General features: G+C 34.8%; 13 protein-coding genes. 7 read left to right on the top strand and 6 right to left on the bottom strand.

Translation table 11 applies throughout. From position 1 onward, the window contains the following. Window positions 1–313: 313 nt before the first annotated feature. The gene (locus KHA98_RS04490) at window positions 314–733 is read left to right on the top strand and encodes an OsmC family protein (RefSeq protein ID WP_213255741.1); all 420 of its coding nucleotides are present in this window, start codon (window positions 314–316) and stop codon (window positions 731–733) included. Window positions 734–802: 69 nt separating this feature from the next. Here KHA98_RS04490 and KHA98_RS04485 read toward each other — a convergent pair whose 3' ends face one another. Next, the gene (locus tag KHA98_RS04485; protein WP_213255739.1) at window positions 803–2,071 is read right to left on the bottom strand and encodes a tetratricopeptide repeat protein; all 1,269 of its coding nucleotides are present in this window, start codon (window positions 2,069–2,071) and stop codon (window positions 803–805) included. A 45-nt stretch (window positions 2,072–2,116) separates the two neighbouring features. Next, the gene (gene gyrA, locus KHA98_RS04480) at window positions 2,117–4,759 is read right to left on the bottom strand and encodes a DNA gyrase subunit A (protein WP_213255738.1); all 2,643 of its coding nucleotides are present in this window, start codon (window positions 4,757–4,759) and stop codon (window positions 2,117–2,119) included. 257 nt (window positions 4,760–5,016) lie between these two features. On the opposite strand from gyrA, the gene KHA98_RS04475 reads away from it, so the two are divergent. The 4 genes from KHA98_RS04475 (at window position 5,017) to KHA98_RS04460 (ending at window position 10,330) form a co-directional block, all read left to right on the top strand. After that, complete coding sequence (locus tag KHA98_RS04475) at window positions 5,017–7,563, top strand: ATP-dependent Clp protease ATP-binding subunit (RefSeq protein WP_213255736.1); 2,547 nt, start codon at window positions 5,017–5,019, stop codon at window positions 7,561–7,563. Window positions 7,564–7,703: 140 nt separating this feature from the next. Then, window positions 7,704–9,074 (top strand): 30S ribosomal protein S6--L-glutamate ligase, encoded by a 1,371-nt coding sequence (gene rimK, locus KHA98_RS04470; RefSeq protein ID WP_213255734.1) that lies wholly within the window; start codon window positions 7,704–7,706, stop codon window positions 9,072–9,074. A 32-nt stretch (window positions 9,075–9,106) separates the two neighbouring features. Beyond that, window positions 9,107–9,727 (top strand): hypothetical protein, encoded by a 621-nt coding sequence (locus KHA98_RS04465; protein ID WP_213255732.1) that lies wholly within the window; start codon window positions 9,107–9,109, stop codon window positions 9,725–9,727. Window positions 9,728–9,811: 84 nt separating this feature from the next. After that, window positions 9,812–10,330, top strand: coding sequence for a DUF421 domain-containing protein (locus KHA98_RS04460; RefSeq protein WP_213255730.1), 519 nt, complete (start codon window positions 9,812–9,814; stop codon window positions 10,328–10,330). Window positions 10,331–10,370: 40 nt separating this feature from the next. Here the strand turns inward: KHA98_RS04460 and KHA98_RS04455 are convergent, their stop codons facing one another. The 4 genes from KHA98_RS04455 to hutH form a co-directional block, all read right to left on the bottom strand. Beyond that, window positions 10,371–11,777, bottom strand: a complete 1,407-nt coding sequence (locus tag KHA98_RS04455; RefSeq protein ID WP_213255728.1) for an SMI1/KNR4 family protein — start codon at window positions 11,775–11,777, stop codon at window positions 10,371–10,373. A 156-nt stretch (window positions 11,778–11,933) separates the two neighbouring features. Beyond that, window positions 11,934–13,274, bottom strand: coding sequence for an inorganic phosphate transporter (locus tag KHA98_RS04450; RefSeq protein ID WP_213255726.1), 1,341 nt, complete (start codon window positions 13,272–13,274; stop codon window positions 11,934–11,936). Between the two features lie 30 nt (window positions 13,275–13,304). Further along, a complete protein-coding gene (locus KHA98_RS04445) occupies window positions 13,305–13,949 on the bottom strand; it encodes a DUF47 domain-containing protein (RefSeq protein WP_207296872.1) in 645 nt (214 codons plus the stop codon). Between the two features lie 48 nt (window positions 13,950–13,997). Further along, entirely contained in the window at window positions 13,998–15,512 is a 1,515-nt protein-coding gene (gene hutH / locus KHA98_RS04440; protein WP_213255724.1) for a histidine ammonia-lyase, read from the bottom strand. Window positions 15,513–16,440: 928 nt separating this feature from the next. Between hutH and thrA the strand changes: the two genes are divergently transcribed. Together thrA and KHA98_RS04430 are read left to right on the top strand one after the other, a co-directional pair. Continuing rightward, window positions 16,441–18,888, top strand: coding sequence for a bifunctional aspartate kinase/homoserine dehydrogenase I (gene thrA, locus KHA98_RS04435; protein ID WP_213255722.1), 2,448 nt, complete (start codon window positions 16,441–16,443; stop codon window positions 18,886–18,888). Between the two features lie 178 nt (window positions 18,889–19,066). Continuing rightward, window positions 19,067–19,987, top strand: a complete 921-nt coding sequence (locus KHA98_RS04430; protein WP_213255720.1) for a homoserine kinase — start codon at window positions 19,067–19,069, stop codon at window positions 19,985–19,987. Window positions 19,988–20,702 lie beyond the last annotated feature (715 nt).

Here is a 20,702-nt window from a genome sequence, read left to right as displayed (position 1 = left end):
ATGCAGCTCCGCAAACAATATTACCAATCTTTGTAGAGTTACTTGCGGAGATCCCTCGTTCCTCGGGATGACAATATTGCGCACAATTCCATAAGACAAAGCTTTGCGAACTTTGTATTTCTAAAAAACAGCACATACAAAAAGTCTTTGTGCACTTTGCGGTTAAATACCACCACAATACAAACCTAAAACTTAACATTCTCATTAAATTTCATAAAATTATTTTGCAAAATATTGATTATATTTGAGTTACCACTATTAACTAATAATCAAACAAATAACATTTAACAATAATTTTTAAATAAATAAGAATATGAAATTTACAAGAAAAGCACACGCCAACTGGAAAGGAACCGGAATGGAAGGAACAGGATCAATAAGCACACAAAGTACAACTCTGGATAATGCTCAGCTATCATTTAAAACACGATTTGCAGACGGCGTAGGAACAAATCCGGAAGAATTAGTTGCAGCAGCTCATTCAGGCTGTTTTACAATGCAATTAAGTTTTTTATTAAACGAGGGAGGTTTTACTGCTGATGATTTAACGACAGAGGCTACAGTAACTTTTGAAGATGGTACCATAACTTTAATCCATTTGGATTTAAAAGGAAAAGTTCCTTCTATTTCTGCTGAAGAATTTGCGGCAACAGCGGCTAAAGCCAAAGAGATTTGCCCAATTTCTAAATTATTAAATACTACCATTACATTGTCTGCGGAATTAATTAGTTAGAAAAACTAAAGACATAAAAAAAACCATCCGCCAGGCGGATGGTTTTTTTTTCACTCTCAAAAAGAGTTATTACATTTTAGCTTTCAAAGCTTTAGCTTCTGCAGTCATTTCTAGAGCGCTGTAAACTCCTATTAAAGTTTTAGAAACATCTTCGTTTTTAGGATCTAACTCATTAGCTTTTTTAAGGTAAGGAATTACACCTTTAAAAACACTTTCTCTTTGTGCTTTTAAAACATCGTAACGTTTCATATCTTTTGCTGAAGTACCTAATTTGTTCATCTCATCAATGATTGGTTTTTCAGCTTCTAATTTTAATGCCGCAAGATTAAGGTAAGCATTTGTATAGTTTGGATTGATTTCAATCGCTTTTAAGTAATATTTCTCAGCGTCAGCATTGTTCTTTGCACCAGCACTAATTACACCTAAATTAAATACTAAATCAGCATTGTTTGGATCTTTTTCCAAAGCTTCACCAACTAATTTTTTGTACATATCATAATCTTTAGTCTCAAGGTATAAATTAGCCTCAGTTAAGATTAATGAAGTATCATCCGGGTTTGCTTTTCTAGCGTCTGCGATTGCTTTTTTAGCATCTTCAGTACGTCCTTTTTGAACTAAAATTAATGCTAAGTTTTTGTAGATTTCACCTCTTTTAGAAGGAATAGCTTCAGTTTTAGGTTTTTCGTGTGTACCTAATTTTACAGCCATATCTCTTTCTTTTGCATTTGCAAAACTATCATCGTTTCCAGAAGCTTTGTTTACTGCTGTATACATAGTTCCTTTACCAGAATAGTTTAATTTTTTCAATTCTTCATACATTGGCAAAGCAAGATCAAAATCTTGTGAGTTTACAGCTGTAGAAGCTGCATAGTATAAATTAATTGTATCTTTTTTATCTAATGCATATGCATCATATAATTTTTTAGCCCCTTCAGCACTTTTGTTAGCCTGTGTATCTGCAATAGCCGAATTGATTAATTTACCTTTAATATCAGTAATTGAAGCAGCAGCCTGAACTGAATACTTTTGTTTTCCTGATGTTTTTTCAACTTCAATAAGTTTTTTGTAGTTGTCAGCAGCAAGAGATAAGTTTTTACTTTCTTCAACTTTTTTATCTGCTAATGCTAAATAGCTGTTCCCTTTTACAAAATAAAATTGAGCCTGCTCAACATCTTTAGCATTTGCTACCATGTTTTCAGCATCGTTCAAGATTGAGATTGCTCCCTGAGCATCTCCGCTTTTTAACGCTTTTTCAGCACTTTTAATCTGATCTTTCTGAGCAAAAGTAGCTAGTGAAATCAATAATGCTGATGCCAGTATTACATATTTACTTTTCATAATATTCAATTTGTTGTATTTAATTTTAATTTTCGTGGTTATTATTTATTCTTCAGACTCTTCTTCTTCAGAATCATCTTCGTCTTCTACTTCTTCGTCAGTGTCATCATCGTCATCGTCGTCAGCAGTACCATCATCTTCAAGAACTTCTAAGTCCGGTTTCACTTTTTCGATTGCAGATGCAACAACATTTCCGTCCTCATCAACAACAACTTCTTCTTCTTCATCTTTCATTACCTTGGTCACTGCCGCGATAGAATCTTTTCCTTTTAAATTAATCAATCTTACACCTTGAGTTGCACGTCCCATAACACGTAAATCCTCAATAGCCATTCTGATTGTTAATCCAGATTTATTGATAATCATTAAATCATCAGAATCTGTTACTGCGTTGATCGAGATTAATTTTCCTGTTTTTTCCGTGATATTAAGTGTTTTCACCCCTTTACCTCCACGGTTTGTAATTCTGTAAACATCTTCACCGTCGTCATCAACTAATTTAGTACGTTTACCATATCCATTTTCAGTTACAACCAAAATTTGCGAATCAGCAACGTCATTTTTAGCAACAGTAACCATACCAATTACTTCATCCGTTTCGTCTTTTAAAGAAATTCCACGAACTCCGGAAGCTGTTCTTCCCATCGGACGTGTTTTAGTTTCTTCAAAACGAACTAATTTACCAGATTTAACTGCTAATATAATTTGACTTTCACCATCCGTTAATTTTGCTTCAAGTAATTCGTCACCTTCTTTAATTGTAATAGCAGCAACACCATTTACACGAGGTTTAGAATATTTCTCTAAAGATGTTTTCTTAACCTGACCTTGTTTAGTTACCATTACAAGATTATGTGTATTGATATAATCTTTGTCTTTTAAGTCTTGTGTACAAATGAAAGCTTTTACTTTATCATCGCTTTCAATGTTTACAAGGTTCTGAATTGCTCTACCTTTTGCTGTTTTACTTCCTTCCGGAATTTCGTAAACACGCATCCAGAAACATTTTCCTTTCTGGGTAAAGAACATCATATATTGGTGGTTGGTTGCAACGAACATGTGCTCAAGGAAATCCTGATCTCTTGTTCCGGCGCTTTTTTGCCCAACTCCTCCTCTATTTTGAGTTTTATATTCTGTAAGGTTTGTACGTTTGATATAACCTGCATGCGAAATTGTAATAACTACATTTTCATCTGCAATTAAGTCTTCAATACTTACATCTCCTCCAGAATATTCGATTTTAGAACGACGTTCGTCACCATATTTATCACGAATCTCGATAAGTTCTTCTTTAATTAAGTCTGTTCTTAAATTAATATCCGCTAATAATGCTTTCAAATGCTCAATTAACTTCATTAATTCGTCAAATTCTGCTCTTAACTTGTCTTGTTCCAGACCTGTTAACTGACGCAAACGCATTTCAACAATTGCACGAGCCTGAATATCTGATAATTTAAATCTTTCGATTAATTTTTCACGAGCTTCTTCTGTGTTTTTAGAACCTCTTATTAACGCAATTACTTCATCAATATTATCAGAAGCAATGATAAGACCTTCTAAGATATGAGCTCTTTCTTCTGCTTTACGTAATTCAAATTGCGTTCTTCTAACTACAACTTCATGACGGTGCTCAATAAAATAGTGAATCATATCTTTTAGATTCAACATTTGTGGACGCCCTTTTACTAATGCAATATTATTTACACTAAAAGAAGATTGTAAAGAAGTATACTTATATAAGGTATTTAAAACTACGTTTGGTGTAGCATCACGTTTTAAGATATAAACGATACGCATACCCGTTCTATCCGATTCATCACGAATATTGGCAATACCTTCAATTTTTTTATCGTTAACTAAATCAGCCGTACGTTTGATCATTTCGGCTTTGTTAACCTGATAAGGAATTTCGGTAACAATAATACATTCTCTACCGTCAACCTCTTCAAAACCAACTTTAGCACGCATTACAATACGTCCTCTACCAGTTTTAAAAGCTTCGCGAACTCCTTCATAACCATATATTACACCACCGGTTGGAAAATCGGGAGCCTTAATATGCGTCATTAATTCGTCTACTTCAATATCGTTATTATCAAGATACGCCAATGTACCATTGATAACCTCTGTTAAATTGTGTGGCGGCATATTCGTTGCCATACCAACTGCAATACCTGTTGCTCCGTTCACTAATAATGTAGGAACTCTGGTAGGCATTACTTTTGGTTCATATAAAGTATCGTCAAAGTTCAATTGAAAATCAACTGTTTCTTTTTCGATGTCTGCCATAATATCCTCAGATATCTTACGCATTCTGGCCTCAGTATAACGCATTGCTGCAGGACTATCGCCATCAACAGAACCAAAGTTACCCTGACCATCAACTAATAAATATCGCATACTCCATTCCTGAGCCATACGTACCATTGCATCATAAACAGAAGTATCTCCGTGCGGGTGGTACTTACCCAGAACCTCCCCTACGATTCTTGCAGATTTTTTGTGGGCAGATCTTGAAGTTACACCTAAATCATACATTCCATAAAGAACTCTTCGATGCACTGGTTTCAAGCCATCTCTAACATCTGGAAGTGCTCTTGATACAATTACTGACATCGAATAATCGATGTAAGCTGATTTCATTTCATCTTCTATGTTAATGGGAATTAACTTTTCTCCTTCAGACATAAGTTGTTATATTAAATAATTATATTAGTTTCAAAGCGTGCCAAGATACGTTTTTTTAAAATTTTTTCAGCTATTTCCTTACACTTATTTAAATGATTTATTAACAACTTTAATTTCGCTTTTGGTTAATAAATTAAGCGTTTTTTAACGCTTTTATTGTTATTTTTTTTGTCAATTAGCTGACAGTAGTTCTCGATGGGTACGGTTTTTGTTTTTCAAACTGTAATTCACTAAATTTACAATACCAATTATATATTATGGATGATAATTTTTCACCAAGAGTAAAAGATGTTATTACATACAGTAAAGAAGAAGCCCTTCGTTTAGGACACGACTTTATTGGTACTGAACATCTAATGCTGGGCATTTTAAGAGATGGTAACGGAAAAGCTATTCATATACTTAATAACCTGGCAGTCGATCTGGATCATTTACGCAGGAAAGTAGAAATACTGAGTCCAGCCAACCAGAGCGTTGAAGTAAATGCCGAAAAGAAAAACCTTCATCTTACCCGACAGGCAGAAAGAGCCCTGAAGACCACTTTTCTTGAAGCAAAAGTATTTCAAAGTTCATCAATTAGCACGGCACACCTGCTTTTATGCATCTTACGAAACGAAAACGATCCAACAACCAAGCTATTGAATAAACTTAAAATAGATTATGACATAGCTAAAGAACAGTATTTAAATATGACTCCAAACGAAGAAGAATTCTTAGAAAACTTGCCAAGAAACGAATCGTATAATGACGATTCAGGACAAGATGACAGTCTTAAAGAAAGTAGTTTTAATAATCCAGCCAATAAGTCAAACAAAAAATCCAAAACTCCGGTATTAGATAATTTTGGGAGAGATTTAACAGAAATGGCCGAAGAAGGGAAACTGGATCCTGTTGTAGGACGCGAGAAAGAAATTGAACGCGTTTCGCAAATTCTTAGCCGTAGAAAAAAGAACAACCCACTTCTTATTGGAGAACCGGGAGTTGGTAAATCTGCTATTGCAGAAGGACTTGCTTTACGTATTATCCAGAAAAAAGTATCGCGTATTCTTTTCAACAAACGTGTTGTAACGCTGGATTTGGCAAGTTTAGTTGCCGGAACAAAATACAGAGGACAATTTGAAGAAAGAATGAAAGCGGTAATGAATGAACTTGAAAAGAATGATGATATTATTCTTTTTATTGATGAAATTCATACTATTGTAGGTGCAGGTGGAGCAACAGGTTCTCTTGATGCTTCAAACATGTTTAAACCTGCTTTGGCAAGAGGCGAAATCCAATGTATTGGTGCTACTACTCTTGACGAGTACAGACAATATATTGAAAAAGATGGTGCTCTTGAAAGACGTTTTCAAAAAGTAATTGTAGAGCCAACTTCTGTTGAGGAAACTATTGCAATTTTAAATAACGTAAAAGACAAATACGAAGATCACCACAATGTAACCTATACACCGGAAGCAATTGAGGCTTGTGTTAAATTAACAAACAGATATATGTCTGAGCGTTTCTTACCAGACAAAGCTATCGATGCTTTGGACGAAGCCGGATCTCGTGTACATATCACTAATATCGATGTACCAAAACAAATTTTGGATTTGGAACGTCAGTTAGAAGAAGTGCGCGAAATGAAGAACATGGTAGTTAAAAAACAAAAATATGAAGAGGCTGCCAAACTTCGCGACGATGAAAAACGCATCGAAAAAGATCTTGCTGTAGCTCAGGAACAATGGGAAGAAGATTCTAAAAACAACAGAATTGAAGTTACAGAAGATAATGTAGCCGATGTTGTTTCTATGATGACCGGAATTCCTGTAAACAGAATTGCACAAACAGAAAGCAATAAACTGGCTCAATTGCCTGAATTAATTCAGAATAAAGTAATTGGTCAAAACGAAGCAGTTTTAAAAATTGCACGTTCTATTCAACGTAACAGAGCCGGACTTAAAGATCCGAACAAACCAATTGGTTCGTTCATTTTCTTAGGTCAGACTGGAGTTGGTAAAACGCAATTAGCTAAAGTATTAGCTAAAGAATTATTCGATTCTGAAGATGCGTTAATTCGTATTGACATGAGTGAATACATGGAGAAATTTGCCATTTCTCGTTTAGTTGGAGCACCTCCGGGATACGTAGGATACGAAGAAGGTGGTCAATTGACAGAGAAAGTACGCAGAAAACCATATTGTGTTGTTCTTTTAGACGAGATCGAAAAAGCACACCCGGATGTATTTAATATGATGCTTCAGGTGTTGGATGATGGATATTTAACAGATAGTTTAGGTCGCAAAATCGACTTTAAAAACACTATTATTATCATGACTTCTAACGTTGGTGCTCGTCAGTTAAAAGACTTCGGACAAGGTGTTGGATTCGGAACTGCTGCGAAAGTAGCACAAGCCGATGAAAATTCGAAAAGCATTATCGAAAATGCATTGAAGAAAACTTTTGCTCCTGAATTCTTAAACAGAATTGATGACGTAATTGTATTCAACGCATTAGAGAAAGCAGATATCGATTTGATTATCGAAATCGAATTGAAAAAATTGTATTCTCGTATTGCTGAATTAGGATACAAATTAAGTCTTACTGATAAAGCAAAAGCTTTTATCGCTGAGAAAGGTTTTGACAGACAATTTGGTGCAAGACCACTAAAAAGAGCCATTCAGAAATATGTTGAAGATTTGCTGGCGGAAGAAATCATTACTTCAAAAATACATTCTGGTGATGAAATCATGATGGATTTAAAAGACGATTCTCAAGAACTTTCAGTAGAAATTCACAAAGCAGAAGAACCAACAAATCAGTAAATTAATTTAAATTTATAACAGAAATAACATGCCCGTTACGTTTTCATAACATAACGGGCATTTTTTTTTAAAGAAATCACTATCTTTAGTAAAAGCAAATAGCTATTTTTGAATTCGAATTCTATAATAAAAAACAAAATATGCTTCAAAATAAAGTCATTTTAGGTAGCGAAGAATGGTGCGCATTTCCAGAACTAGGAATCCCGACAATCAAGGCTCGTGTTGATTCCGGCGCCAAAACTTCGGCAATGCATGCTTTAAACATAGCGCCTTTTATAAAAAATGATGCCAATTGGGTCAAATTCGACATTAATCCAATTCAGAATAACATAAAAACCATCATACATTGCGAAGCTCCTCTTGTTGATAAAAGAATTGTAAAAAGTTCCAGCGGATTTAGAGAGCACCGTTATGTAATTCAGACAAGCATTAAAATTGGTGATTCAAAATGGCCAATCGAAATGACACTGACCAATCGTGATTCAATGGGATTCAGAATGCTTTTAGGACGTGAAGCCATGAGCGGACGTGTTCTTGTTGATCCTGAAGAAAAATACTTATTAGGTCAGCCAACTCCGGAATCACTTAAAGAATTATACAAAAACTCCGAAAAAGCTACTACAGGTTTACGAATTGGTCTTTTGGCCAGTAATCCTGAATTGTACAGCAATAAAAGAATCATGGAGGCCGGCGAAATGCGCGGTCACGAAATGCATTTCCTGAACATTAAGGAATGTTATATGAAGCTGGACGCAAAAACCCCTGAAATTCATTACAGAGGCGGGAAAATATTGAATCAGTTTGATGCTATTATTCCAAGAATCCGTCCAAGCATTACGTTTTATGGTTGCGCCCTAACACGCCAATTTGAAGCGTTGAAAGTTTTCGTTTTAAATTCGGCTACAGCCATAACACAATCACGCGATAAATTATACTCTTTACAGTTATTATTAAATAGCGGAATTGACATTCCAACCACTGGTTTTGCCAATTCTCCGCTTGATACAGACAACTTAATTAAAATGGTAGGCGGTTCACCTTTAATTGTAAAATTATTAGAAGGAACACAAGGAAAAGGGGTTGTTTTGGCTGAAACCAAAAAAGCAGCAGAAAGTGTTATTAATGCTTTCAAAAGTCTAAATGCCAATATCTTAGTTCAGGAATTTATTAAAGAAGCAAACGGAAAAGATATTCGTTGTTTTGTAATCGACGGAAAAGTCGTTGCAGCAATACAACGTGAAGCTATGCCGGGCGAATTCAGAGCTAATATCCACCTTGGTGGAACGGCATCGGTAATCAAAGTTACTGCAGAAGAGAAAAAGATCGCGATAAAAGCCGCAAAAGCAATGGACTTAAAAGTGGCAGGAGTTGATATTATTCGTTCTTCTAAAGGACCTTTGTTGCTTGAAGTAAACTCTTCTCCAGGTCTTGAAGGAATTGAAGGTGCAACGAATAAAGATATAGCCGGAGAAATGATCAGAGCAATTGAAAAGAATTTTAAACTGATATAATTAATCGTTTCAATTATTTCAAAATCCAATAAATGAGAAAAATAACAATCTTTCTAATTTTAATCATAACTGGTTGCAGCAAAAATGATTGCTCTAATAATGAAAAAATTAGAAAGATTGAAACTGATAAAATAGTAGAAACTTTACTACAACAGAAATACTTTGAGAATTCTAAAGATTCTTACACTGTTTGCTGCAGTTTAAAAAAACTCCAGATTAATACCGAGAGTATATATGCAGAGCCAACAAAGAAAATAGAAATTGTAAAACTCCCCCCTCGTTTACCAAGAATTCTTGAAAATACCGAAATTTATATCGAAAAACTTTTGAATGCAAATTCAAAAGGAAAAAAACTCTTTCAAATCAAAGATTCAATAAATTTTGTCGAACAAAATAATTGTTTTTTAAAACACAAATTATCCCAAAATATCTCAAAAAAATTAAAAACAATTTCGGTATCTAAAATAGAAAAAGCTTCAAACTACATAATATTATCTATCCCTATATTTTCAGAAGATAATCAAAAAGCTTACATTGAGATTGATTGTTATCCCAAGAAAGATCAATATGGAGTGTCGGTTTACTTGGAAAAGAAAGACAACATTTGGAAAATTAAAGACATTAAAAGTAATTGGAGCCAATGTTCAGGTTAAAATAAAAATACTTTATATTTTAGCAGCTTTGTCAAAGTTTAAAACTTTGACAAAGCTTTTTTATTTAACTTTAATAAAAAAAATATGCTTTTCCCCTATTTCGATATTATTCTCAGAAGTACCGCTGTCTATTTCTTTATGACCATTGCGCTTCGCATTTTCGGTAAAAAAGAACTTTCACAATTAAACACTGCCGACATCATCCTGATTTTACTGATAAGCAATGCAGTACAAAACGCCATGGTTGGACCAGACACTAGTTTAGTTGGTGGATTAATCGCTGCTTTAGTATTATTTGTCATCAACTATATTATTAAAAAACTAACTCGCAGATATAAAGTTATAGGCGATTTAATACTTGATAAACCCGAAGTATTAGTTCATGATGGAAAACTAGATTTTAAAGCTTTAAGCAGACTTGATATTTCGGATGAAGAACTAAAAGAAGCCATGAGAGAACATGGAATAGAATTCTTTAAAAACATAAAACTAGCCATGCTCGAGATCGACGGAACCATCAGTATTATTTCTCAGGATGAAAAAAACTTAAAACAAACGCATTACAAACGCAGACATAATCGCAAGAATCTTCAAAAGTTTTAAAGTAAAAAATCCCGATTTTAAATTGAAATCGGGATTTTTATTATTTCCAAAACTGAAACCATTTCTTTTCTACTTCATCTTCAGATTGATCAAAATTCATTCTTTTGATAGTTTCCGTTGATAAATCAAATTCTTTAAGTCTATGATCCAGATTAATTAAAATATAATCTTGTTCTAAAGGAAATCGCTCTGCAATATTTTTATAATGCCTCAAAAGCCTTCTATCTTTTACACCATCTAAAGCCTGCAAAGTAATATGTACCACTCTATTTTCTTTATCATTTAATCCTAAAATAAAAGTCTCGAGATACTCTGTTTTATTCTTTAGCTGTCCCAGAGTATAATAAGCATCTACTCGTATTGCTTTATCTGAATGCGATGCAAACGGAATTAAAGTTGAACCATAATCAATACCCGTTTCTTTTAATAAATAAGTACAGAATCTAAACGTTTCCTCATCATTTACTTTAGAAACATTTTCTTTAATCACCTCCAGCCAATCGCTACTTTTTTCTTTTGCGTACCAGAATACAAATTGAAAAACAGTCAGCAAATCTTTTTCAACAAAATCAATTAAATGAGAATACGCACGATTATAATCAAATTTAGTCAATATTTGAAGCAGTTTTTTTTGTATATCACCATTCTCTGATTGATATTCTTTTTCCAAAAAATCTAAATTTTGCAGATTTACCTCTTTCTTTCGCAGAATTGCAGACAAACATTCCAGCTTGATTTCTTTATCATCTGTAGAACCAAACACTTCTAAAATATGTTTTGATGCGCCACCTAATGTATAATCAAACAAATCATCGTATCCAACTGAGGTTTCTGCTGTAATTTCGTCTAGCCATCTTTCATACCAATCTAAAAAATTAGAGTCGAAAGTAAAAAATGGCTTTTGTCTGTCAATATCAACATTTATTATTCGCCCTTTAAATTCTCCATTCAAAACAAGTCCGTTATAATATGTACACCCTTGAGAACTGATCGGTAATATACCAGAAAAAATTTCACCTAATTCTTCATAATAATCTTCATCAGAAATAGCATCATCTTCATCAATTTTCTTTGTTAGTCCTTCCCAAAATTCATCACTCATATCCGGATGAAGAACGCAATCTTGATTTAGATACTTTTCCGGATTATTAGAAATGAATTCTTCTATATTTTTCCCTAAAGGGAATATTCCGTAAGAAGGCCCGGCTGCAGCATTCTGATAGGAATTTCCACCATTTCCAATATGCTGTAAAAAGGCTTTATAAGAGTCAGGCAGAACAACCTTATAATCATTTTCAAATTTTAAAATATCTTGTTCTGTTACAGTCTTCCCTAAATTGTACTCATGACTGTCTGCGCCAAATACTTCAAAATCTTTATCCGTTTCTTTCGCTAAAAACAGTTTTATCTTTATTCTTTCAATTTGATTTAAGGTTTCCTGATTCATTACAATGCTAAAATTTGTACCAAATATATTACTTAATAACCGTTGAAAAAAGCGGATTTAAAAACAAAGAAGCCGATTTCAAATTTGAAATCGGCTTCTTCTATATCCTAATAAAACATGATTTACATCTCACATTTTACAAAATTTATTGTACTATTAGATAAATACGCTTAAGATAAAGTAAACAAATCCTGCTAAAATAGCTGAAATAGGAATTGTTAAAACCCAAGCCCAAATTAAACTTACCGTTACTCCCCATCTTACAGCAGATACACGTTTTGTTAATCCAACTCCAATGATAGATCCTGTAATGGTATGCGTTGTACTTACCGGAATTTTTAAGTGCTCTGTAAAGTACAGTGTCAATGCTCCCGCAGTTTCGGCTGCAACACCTTCAAACGAACTTACTTTTGTGATTTTAGAACCCATTGTTTTCACAATTTTCCATCCACCACTCAATGTTCCCGCTGCAATTGCAGAATAACACGCTAACGGAATCCAACCCGGCATAACACCTTTAACTCCTAAATCATCATTTGGCAATACAACATCTAACCATGAATCCATATGAACACCAGGATTTGTATTGATATAAACTGCTACAGCTGCAGCAATAATACCCATTACTTTTTGAGAATCATTTCCTCCGTGACCTAAACTAAAAGCCGCAGAAGATAATAATTGCATCTTTTTTAATGCCGCATCAGCCTGATGAAGATTTAAGCTGCTAAAAATCAAACAAAAAGCACTTACTGTTAGAATGATAAAAGCTACTAAAAACCATTTAATATTATGAGGATCAAAAGCTACACTCCAGAAATGAGAGTCAAAACGCGGTTTTCCGTGCTCAATAATCTCTTCATAAGTCACCATTTGACTATAAACAAACCAAATTGTAGCAATCATCAATCCCACTGTAAACACTTTTGGCCAGATACTTTTTCTTGAAGCATTTAATAACCAAATCGAAATTAAATACGATGCTAAAGCTCCTAACAACGGTGCTAGAACAATAAAAGCAATAATAATAAGAACTCCCGAAGGCATTCCTCCATCTTTTCCGGCTTTGTACCAACTTACAATCTGATACCAGTAATGCGTTGCTCCATCTTCACCAACATATCCAGAGAAACCGTGAACTGCAATAGCATGTGCAACCGCCGCTCCGGCAAAACCACCAATAAGTGTATGTGAAGAACTTGAAGGAATCCCTAACCACCAGGTCAATAAGTTCCAGCAAATAGCCGCGATAACACCGGCAAGAATCACCACAAGGTTTATTTCCATAGTGTGCGCCGTTTTTGCAACGGTATCTGCAACACCAAATCCGAAAACCCAATAAGCAAGAAAGTTAAAAAATGCTGCCCAAAGAACGGCCTGAAAAGGCGTCAGAACCTTTGTCGCAACAACAGTCGCTATAGCATTTGCCGCATCATGAAAACCATTGATGTAATCAAAAATTAAGGCTAATACTATAATTAATATAAGTAGCGTCATAAAATTATAACTTCAGAATGAAAAATTGAATTAAGAATGTTTTACAGAAATAGATTCTAGTATGTTAGCAACACTTTTACATTTGTCTGTTGCTGATTCTAAAACAGATAACACCTCTTTATATTTAATAATATTTTTAGCGTCTGTTTCGTTTTCAAATATTTCAAAAACTGCTTTATTATATACATTATCAGATTTGTTTTCCAGTTTATTAATTCTGGCACAAGCATCTTTAATGATTTTAAAATTCTTTAAATTTCTCAATTCTTTTACAGCGCTGTCAATGTTTTGGCAAGCTTCAAGATTGATTTCTGTCATCTTTCTGATAGATTTTGTAATCTTATCAACCTGATACAATCTCATACGGCTTGCTGCACCATGAAGGTAATCGGCAACGTTATCAATAGAAGTAATTAAGGTATGAATATCCTCTCTGTCAAATGGAGTAATAAAGTTTCTGCTTAATTCCAAATTGGTCTGACGTGTAATGTCTTCCCCTTTTTGCTCTAATTCGTCAATCTTTTGAAAAAGAATTTCTCTTTCTTTTAATGGAAGGTTTACAGCTTCGTGTAAGTTAGAAGCTAATTCAATTAAATTGCTTGAAGCCTCTTCAAAAAGTGGAAAGAATTTCTTGTCTTTCGGCACTAAAAATTGGAAAATACTGTTTATTGACATTTTTATATTTTTGATAGTGCAAAATTACTTCATTAATATTCTATAATGTTAAGCCATTGTTAACAAATCGTTTTCAATTTGAAAACTATCAAGGAACGCAACGGTCTTCTCAATATCATAATGTAAGATTCTATCCTCTTTAACCAAAGGCACAACTTCTCTGTAACTACTTAAGAACATTTCGATGAAATCACTTGATTTTAAAGGCTCTCTGTAAGCAATTGCCTGAGAAGCATTCATCAATTCAATCGCCAGAATACGCTCTAAATTATCCATAACACGCAATGCTTTTGTAGCTCCGTTTGCTCCCATACTTACGTGATCTTCCTGTCCGTTACTGGAAACTATACTATCAATACTTGACGGAGTTGCCAATTGTTTGTTCTGACTTGCAATACTTGCTGCAGTATATTGCGGAATCATAAATCCTGAATTTAATCCCGGATTATCAACCAAAAACGCCGGAAGATTACGTAATCCTGAAATTAACTGATACGTTCTTCTTTCAGAAATACTTCCTAATTCAGCCAAAGCAATTGCCATAAAATCTAAAGCCAAAGCCAATGGTTGTCCGTGGAAATTTCCTCCCGAAATAATCTGGTCGGATTCAATAAAGATATTTGGATTATCGGTAACCGAGTTAATTTCGGTTTTGAATACTTTGCGAACATAATCAATCGCATCTTTTGATGCTCCATGAACCTGAGGCATGCAACGGAAAGAATACGGATCCTGAACGTGTTTTTTCTCTTGTTCTATAATTTGGCTTCCTTCCAAAAATTCATTAATTCGTTGCGCTGTCACAATTTGACCTTTGTGAGGACGAATAAAATGAATCAATTCATTAAAAGGCTCAATTCTTCCATCAAAACCTTCTAAAGAAATCGTTCCGATTAAATCTGCCAGATAAGAATATTTATACGCTTTAAGTAAAATATGTGCTCCGTAAGCACTCATAAACTGTGTTCCGTTTAACAAAGCCAAACCTTCTTTTGACTGTAAAACGATTGGTTGCCAGTTAAAATGTTTTAAAACTTCGGCAGAAGCCATTTTCTTTCCTTCAAAAAGTACTTCTCCCTCGCCCAATAATGGCAAAGATAAATGTGCTAAAGGTGCTAAATCTCCAGAAGCTCCCAATGAACCCTGAGTATATATAACAGGAAGAATATCATTATTATAAAAGTCGACCAAACGCTCTAACGTTACCAATTGTACACCAGAATGCCCGTAGCTTAAAGATTGAATTTTAAGCAACAACATCAATTTTACAATTTCAGCAGGAACTTCTTCTCCTGTTCCGCAAGCGTGTGATTTTACAAGGTTTTCCTGAAGCTGTGATAAGTTTTCGTTTGAAATCTTAACATTACAAAGTGATCCGAAACCTGTATTGATACCATAAATAGGCTCAGAATGCGATGCCATTTTCTTATCCAGATAATCACGACATTTCTGAACGTTAACTTTCGCTTCTTCAGATAATTCAAGTGTTTTTTGATTAACTATTATTTCTTGTAAAGCTTCTAAACTTAGGGTTTCAGTACTTATATAATGGACTTCTTTCATATTATTTTTATTTTAAGACATCAAAATTCAGCAAATCAATATTAAAAAGCAACATTTATTCACAATAATTAAAAATCAAACAAAAGCAATTCGTCACTTTTACTAATTTCACAATACTAATCATACAAAAAAAGTACTTTATAACAAATCGCGTTAATTTAATTTTATTCAATTTCATTCAAAAAATTAGATTTAATCTGCGCATATCTGCTTTAATCTTTTTAAATCTGCGTGCAATACTTTTGCGCATAGATTTTCTCACGCAGCTTTAAAAAGATTAAAGCAGATTAAATAAATATTTTACATACAGAATGAAAGCCTTTTATATCATCCAATATGTACTTTAAATTATTACTTAAAAAACTAAAGGTGAAAATCATCACTTTAAAAACATAATCCTACTAAAATTGTAGACTGTTACCCTTTTTCCGCATAATTTTTATTAAAAATCAGCCGTTTACTTCAAATAAAACCACTAAAATCAGATCTGAAATATATCAAAACCTCAATTTAACATATTGAATTTTACCAAATACTCAATATTGAATTATTGAGATTTGAATTATTAAAATATTCGTAAAAAGTCCATAAGAATTTTTAATACTGCTTAAAATCTGTACTTTTGAAAAATCAAAATGAAAAGTAACAGCACAAAATATCAATCTACAATGACAACTCAAACAAGAGTTGCAATTGCTGCTACCATTATTTCTACTACAACAACTACTACCCCTTAGGGGTATACATTTTACATATAAACACAGGTTATCTATACTTTTTTCTAAAAAGAAGAAAGGCATTGGATACATAAAAACTATTGCATTAAAAGAAAAGAAAAAAACAGCAGTCACAGTTTTAAGTTACAGTTCACAGTTGACAACCTTTGAACCTTTGTTACTCAGAACCTCTGCACCTAAGAAAAAACAAAATGAAAGTATTAAAATTTGGCGGAACTTCGGTAGCCAATGCTCAAAATATAAAACTCGTTCTCGAAATTGTTAAACAAAAAGCCGATAAAGATAAACTAGTTGTTGTAGTTTCTGCATTAAGTAAAGTAACCGATTTATTGCAATTGGCAGCGGCAAAAGCGGCAGCAAATGACGAAAGCTTTAGAGATATTGTTGCCGAAATCGAGAAAAAACACCTTGACACTTTAAAAGAATTAATTCCTGTAAGTGAGCAAAGTAGTTTGTTGAGTCATGTAAAAAGAATCATCAATCACTTAGAAACTTTATTAGACGGTTGTTTCTTATTGGGCGAATTATCTCCAAGAACTGCCGACACTATTTTAAGTTTTGGAGAATTACTTTCTTCATTTATTATTGCTAAAGCGTATCTGCAAATTAATAATGACGCTGTTTACAAAGACAGTCGTGAATTAATAAAAACCAATGCCGATTTTGGAAAAGCGGTTGTAAACTTCGAGGTTTCCAATCAATTAATTAAAGATTATTTTGCTCAAAATGAAGCAAAAATCAATATTCTGCCTGGATTTATTGCGCAGACTGTAGACGGAATCACTTCGACTTTAGGACGTGGCGGATCTGATTATACGGCTGCCATTATCGCCGGAGCAATCGATGCGGAACAACTGGAAATATGGACAGATGTAAACGGAATGTTTACTGCAAACCCGAAAATTGTAAAACAAGCGCAGCCAATTGCCAATATCTCGTATCAGGAAGCGATGGAATTGTCGCACTTTGGAGCAAAAGTTTTGTATCCGCCAACAATTCAGCCTGTTTTAAGAAAAAACATTCCTATTTTAATCAAAAATACTTTTGAACCTGAGGCTGTTGGAACTTTAATTTCTGATACCGTTTTATCAAAAGATACCGTTGTAAAGGGAATTAGCCATATTGATCATATTTCGCTTTTAACGCTTGAAGGCCCAGGAATGATTGGTGTTGCAGGTTCTTCAAGACGTTTGTTTGAAGTATTGTCTCAGGAAAAAATCAACGTGATTTTTATTACTCAGGCTTCTTCTGAGCATTCAATTTGTATCGGAATCCTGAATTCGGATGCTGATAATGCCGAAGCAGCAATTAACCGTGCTTTTGAAATCGAAATTTCGCAAAACAAAATCGATCCTTGTTATGTAGAAAAAGACCTTTGCATTATTGCTCTGGTTGGCGAAAACATGAAAAATCACCAAGGTTTAAGCGGAAGAATGTTCAGCACTCTTGGAAAAAACAACGTAAACATTCGTGCCATTGCGCAAGGTGCTTCTGAAAGAAATATTTCGACTGTAATTAACGAAAGAGACGTTAAAAAAGCGCTGAATACTTTACATGAAAATTTCTTCGAAGAAAACACAAAACAGCTGAATTTGTTTGTGATGGGAGTTGGAAATGTGGGTGAGAAATTCATCGAGCAGATTCACAGCCAAAGAAAATTCTTAAAAGAGGTTTTAAAAATTAATGTTCGCGTTATCGCTTTGTCGAATTCAAGAAAAATGCTTTTTGATGAAGACGGAATCTCATTAAAAGACTGGCAATCGACTTTGGATAAAGGTGAAGAAGCAATTCCGACTGAATTTATCGCACGTGCAAGAGAACTGAATTTACGTAACAGCATTTTCGTAGACATTACAGCAAACGCAAACGTTTCTGAAATGTATGAGAAATTCTTAAAAGAAAGTATTGCCGTTGTAACTTGTAACAAAATTGCTTGTTCTTCTGCTTACGATAATTATAAAAAATTAAAAAACTTATCTCGTCAATATAACGCTCCGTTTTTGTTTGAAACAAATGTTGGTGCAGGATTGCCAATTATCGATACTGTAAAAAACTTAATTGCATCCGGAGATAAAGTGCATAAAATTCAGGCGGTTTTATCCGGAAGTTTAAACTTTATTTTCAACAATTTTGATGAGAATAATTCTTTCCACGATGTGGTAAAAGAAGCCGGAGTTCAGGGATTCACAGAACCAGATCCGAAAATCGACTTAAGCGGAATTGACGTTGCTCGTAAAATCCTGATCCTTATTCGCGAAAGCGGTTACGAAATGGACATCGACGCCATTGCAAACGAATCGTTTTTACCAGCAGAATGTTTGGCAACAACAAACAACGATGACTTTTTTGCTTCGTTAATCAAACATTCACAGCATTTTGAAAACATTTACAAAGAAGCTTTAGCAAAAGATTCAAGATTGAAATACGTAGCACAATTCGAAAACGGAAAAGCAAGCGTAGGTCTTCAGTTTATTCCAAAAGATCATCCTTTCTATAATTTAGAAGGAAAAGATAATATCGTGCTTTTCTACACCGATCGTTACGTAGATCAGCCTTTATTGATCAAAGGAGCCGGCGCCGGTGCAGCCGTAACCGCTTCAGGAATTTTTGCTGACGTTATTAGAGTAGGAAACGTGTAAAAAGGTGCTAAGATACTAAGGTGCTGAGGTTCTAAGTTTTTTTTATCTAGACAACCTTAGAACCTTAGCAACTCAGAACCTCAGAACCTTATAAAAAAAAACCATGTGGTAAAAGTTTGCAAAGAAACCTTAGAACCTTAGAACCTTAGCAACTCAGAACCTCAGAACCTTATAAAAAATGGAAATAAAACTTTTTTGCCCGGCAACTATTGCCAACCTCTCTTGCGGATTTGATGTATTGGGACTTTGCTTAGACAATGCGGGTGATGAAATGATTGTTCGAAAATCAGATCAAAAAGGAGTTCGAATTACTAAAATCGTGGGTGCCGATTTGCCTCTTGAAACCGAGAAAAACGTTTCGGGTGTGGCGGCTTTGGCGATGTTGGCGACTTTGGACGAATTGGACTTTGGATTTGAAATTGAAATCTATAAAAATATAAAAGCCGGAAGCGGAATCGGAAGCAGTGCTGCAAGTTCTGCCGGAGCGGTTTTCGGAATCAACGAATTATTAGGCCGACCTTATTCTCGTAAAGATTTGGTTCAGTTTGCGATGCAGGGCGAAAAATTAGCCAGCGGAAACGCACATGCCGATAACGTAGCTCCTGCCCTTTTAGGCGGCTTTACTTTGGTAAGAAGTTATGCTCCGCTTGATATTATCAGAATTGATAGTCCGGAAGAATTGTACGCAACGGTGGTTCATCCACAGATTGAGTTAAAAACGTCTGACGCTCGTTCAGTTTTAAAACAAAATGTTTCTCTAAAAAGCGCCATCATGCAATGGGGAAATGTAGGTGGGTTAATTGCCGGATTATACACAAAAGATTATGATTTGATTGGAAGATCACTTCACGACGAAATCGTGGAACCTTTAAGAAGCGTTTTAATTCCAGGTTTTGATCAAATTAAACAAACGGCTCTTGAAAACGGCGCTTTAGGTTCTGGAATTTCAGGTTCTGGCCCGTCGATTTTTGCTTTAAGCCGAGGAAAAGAAACCGCAGACCAAATCGCAAAAGCCATGAGCGAAGTTTACGAAAAAATGAATTTACCGTATGAGATTCATGTTTCGAAGATTAATCCGGATGGCGTTCGCATTTTGTAAAATGTGAATTGTGAAATGTATTAAGTACGAAGAATTAAGTATTAAGACAACGTTTGTCAGGCTGAGCGTAGTCGAAGCCCCGCAAAGTAAAGACACAAAGCATAGCACGCCCAGTTTATCATTTCGACGTAAGGAGAAATCACACAAGTGAGGACACACTGTTGTAGAGTTTCGAGTGTGATTTCTCCTTCGTCGAAATGACAAAAATAGAGTTTAAAAACATAACGTTTGTCAGGCTGAGCGTCCAGTCCCGACGTTTCGGGATCGGGAGAAGCCCGCGCAAAGTTAAGACACAAAGCATGGCACGCCCAGTTTGTCATTTCGACGTAAGGAGAAATCACACAAGTGAGGACACACTGTTGTAGAGTTTCGAGTGTGATTTCTCGTTCGTCGAAATGACAAAAATAGAGTTTAAAAACATAACGTTTGTCAGGCTGAGCGTCCCGTCCCGACGTTTCGGGATCGGGAGAAGCCCGCGCAAAGTTAAGACACAAAGCATGGCACGCCCAGTTTGTCATTTCGACGTAAGGAGAAATCACACAAGTGAGGACGCACTGTTGTCGAGTTTCGAGTGTGATTTCTCGTTCCTCGAAATGACAAAAATAGAGTTTAAAAACATAACGTTTGTCAGGCTGAGCGTCCCGTCCCGACGTTTCGGGATCGGGAGAAGCCCGCGCAAAGTTAAGACACAAAGCATGGCACGCCCAGTTTGTCA

Source organism: Flavobacterium branchiicola, assembly GCF_018383905.1.
Classification (GTDB): Bacteria; Bacteroidota; Bacteroidia; order Flavobacteriales; family Flavobacteriaceae; genus Flavobacterium; species Flavobacterium branchiicola.
Note: the sequence above shows the minus strand (reverse complement) of the source record. Positions and strands in the feature narration are given on the sequence as shown.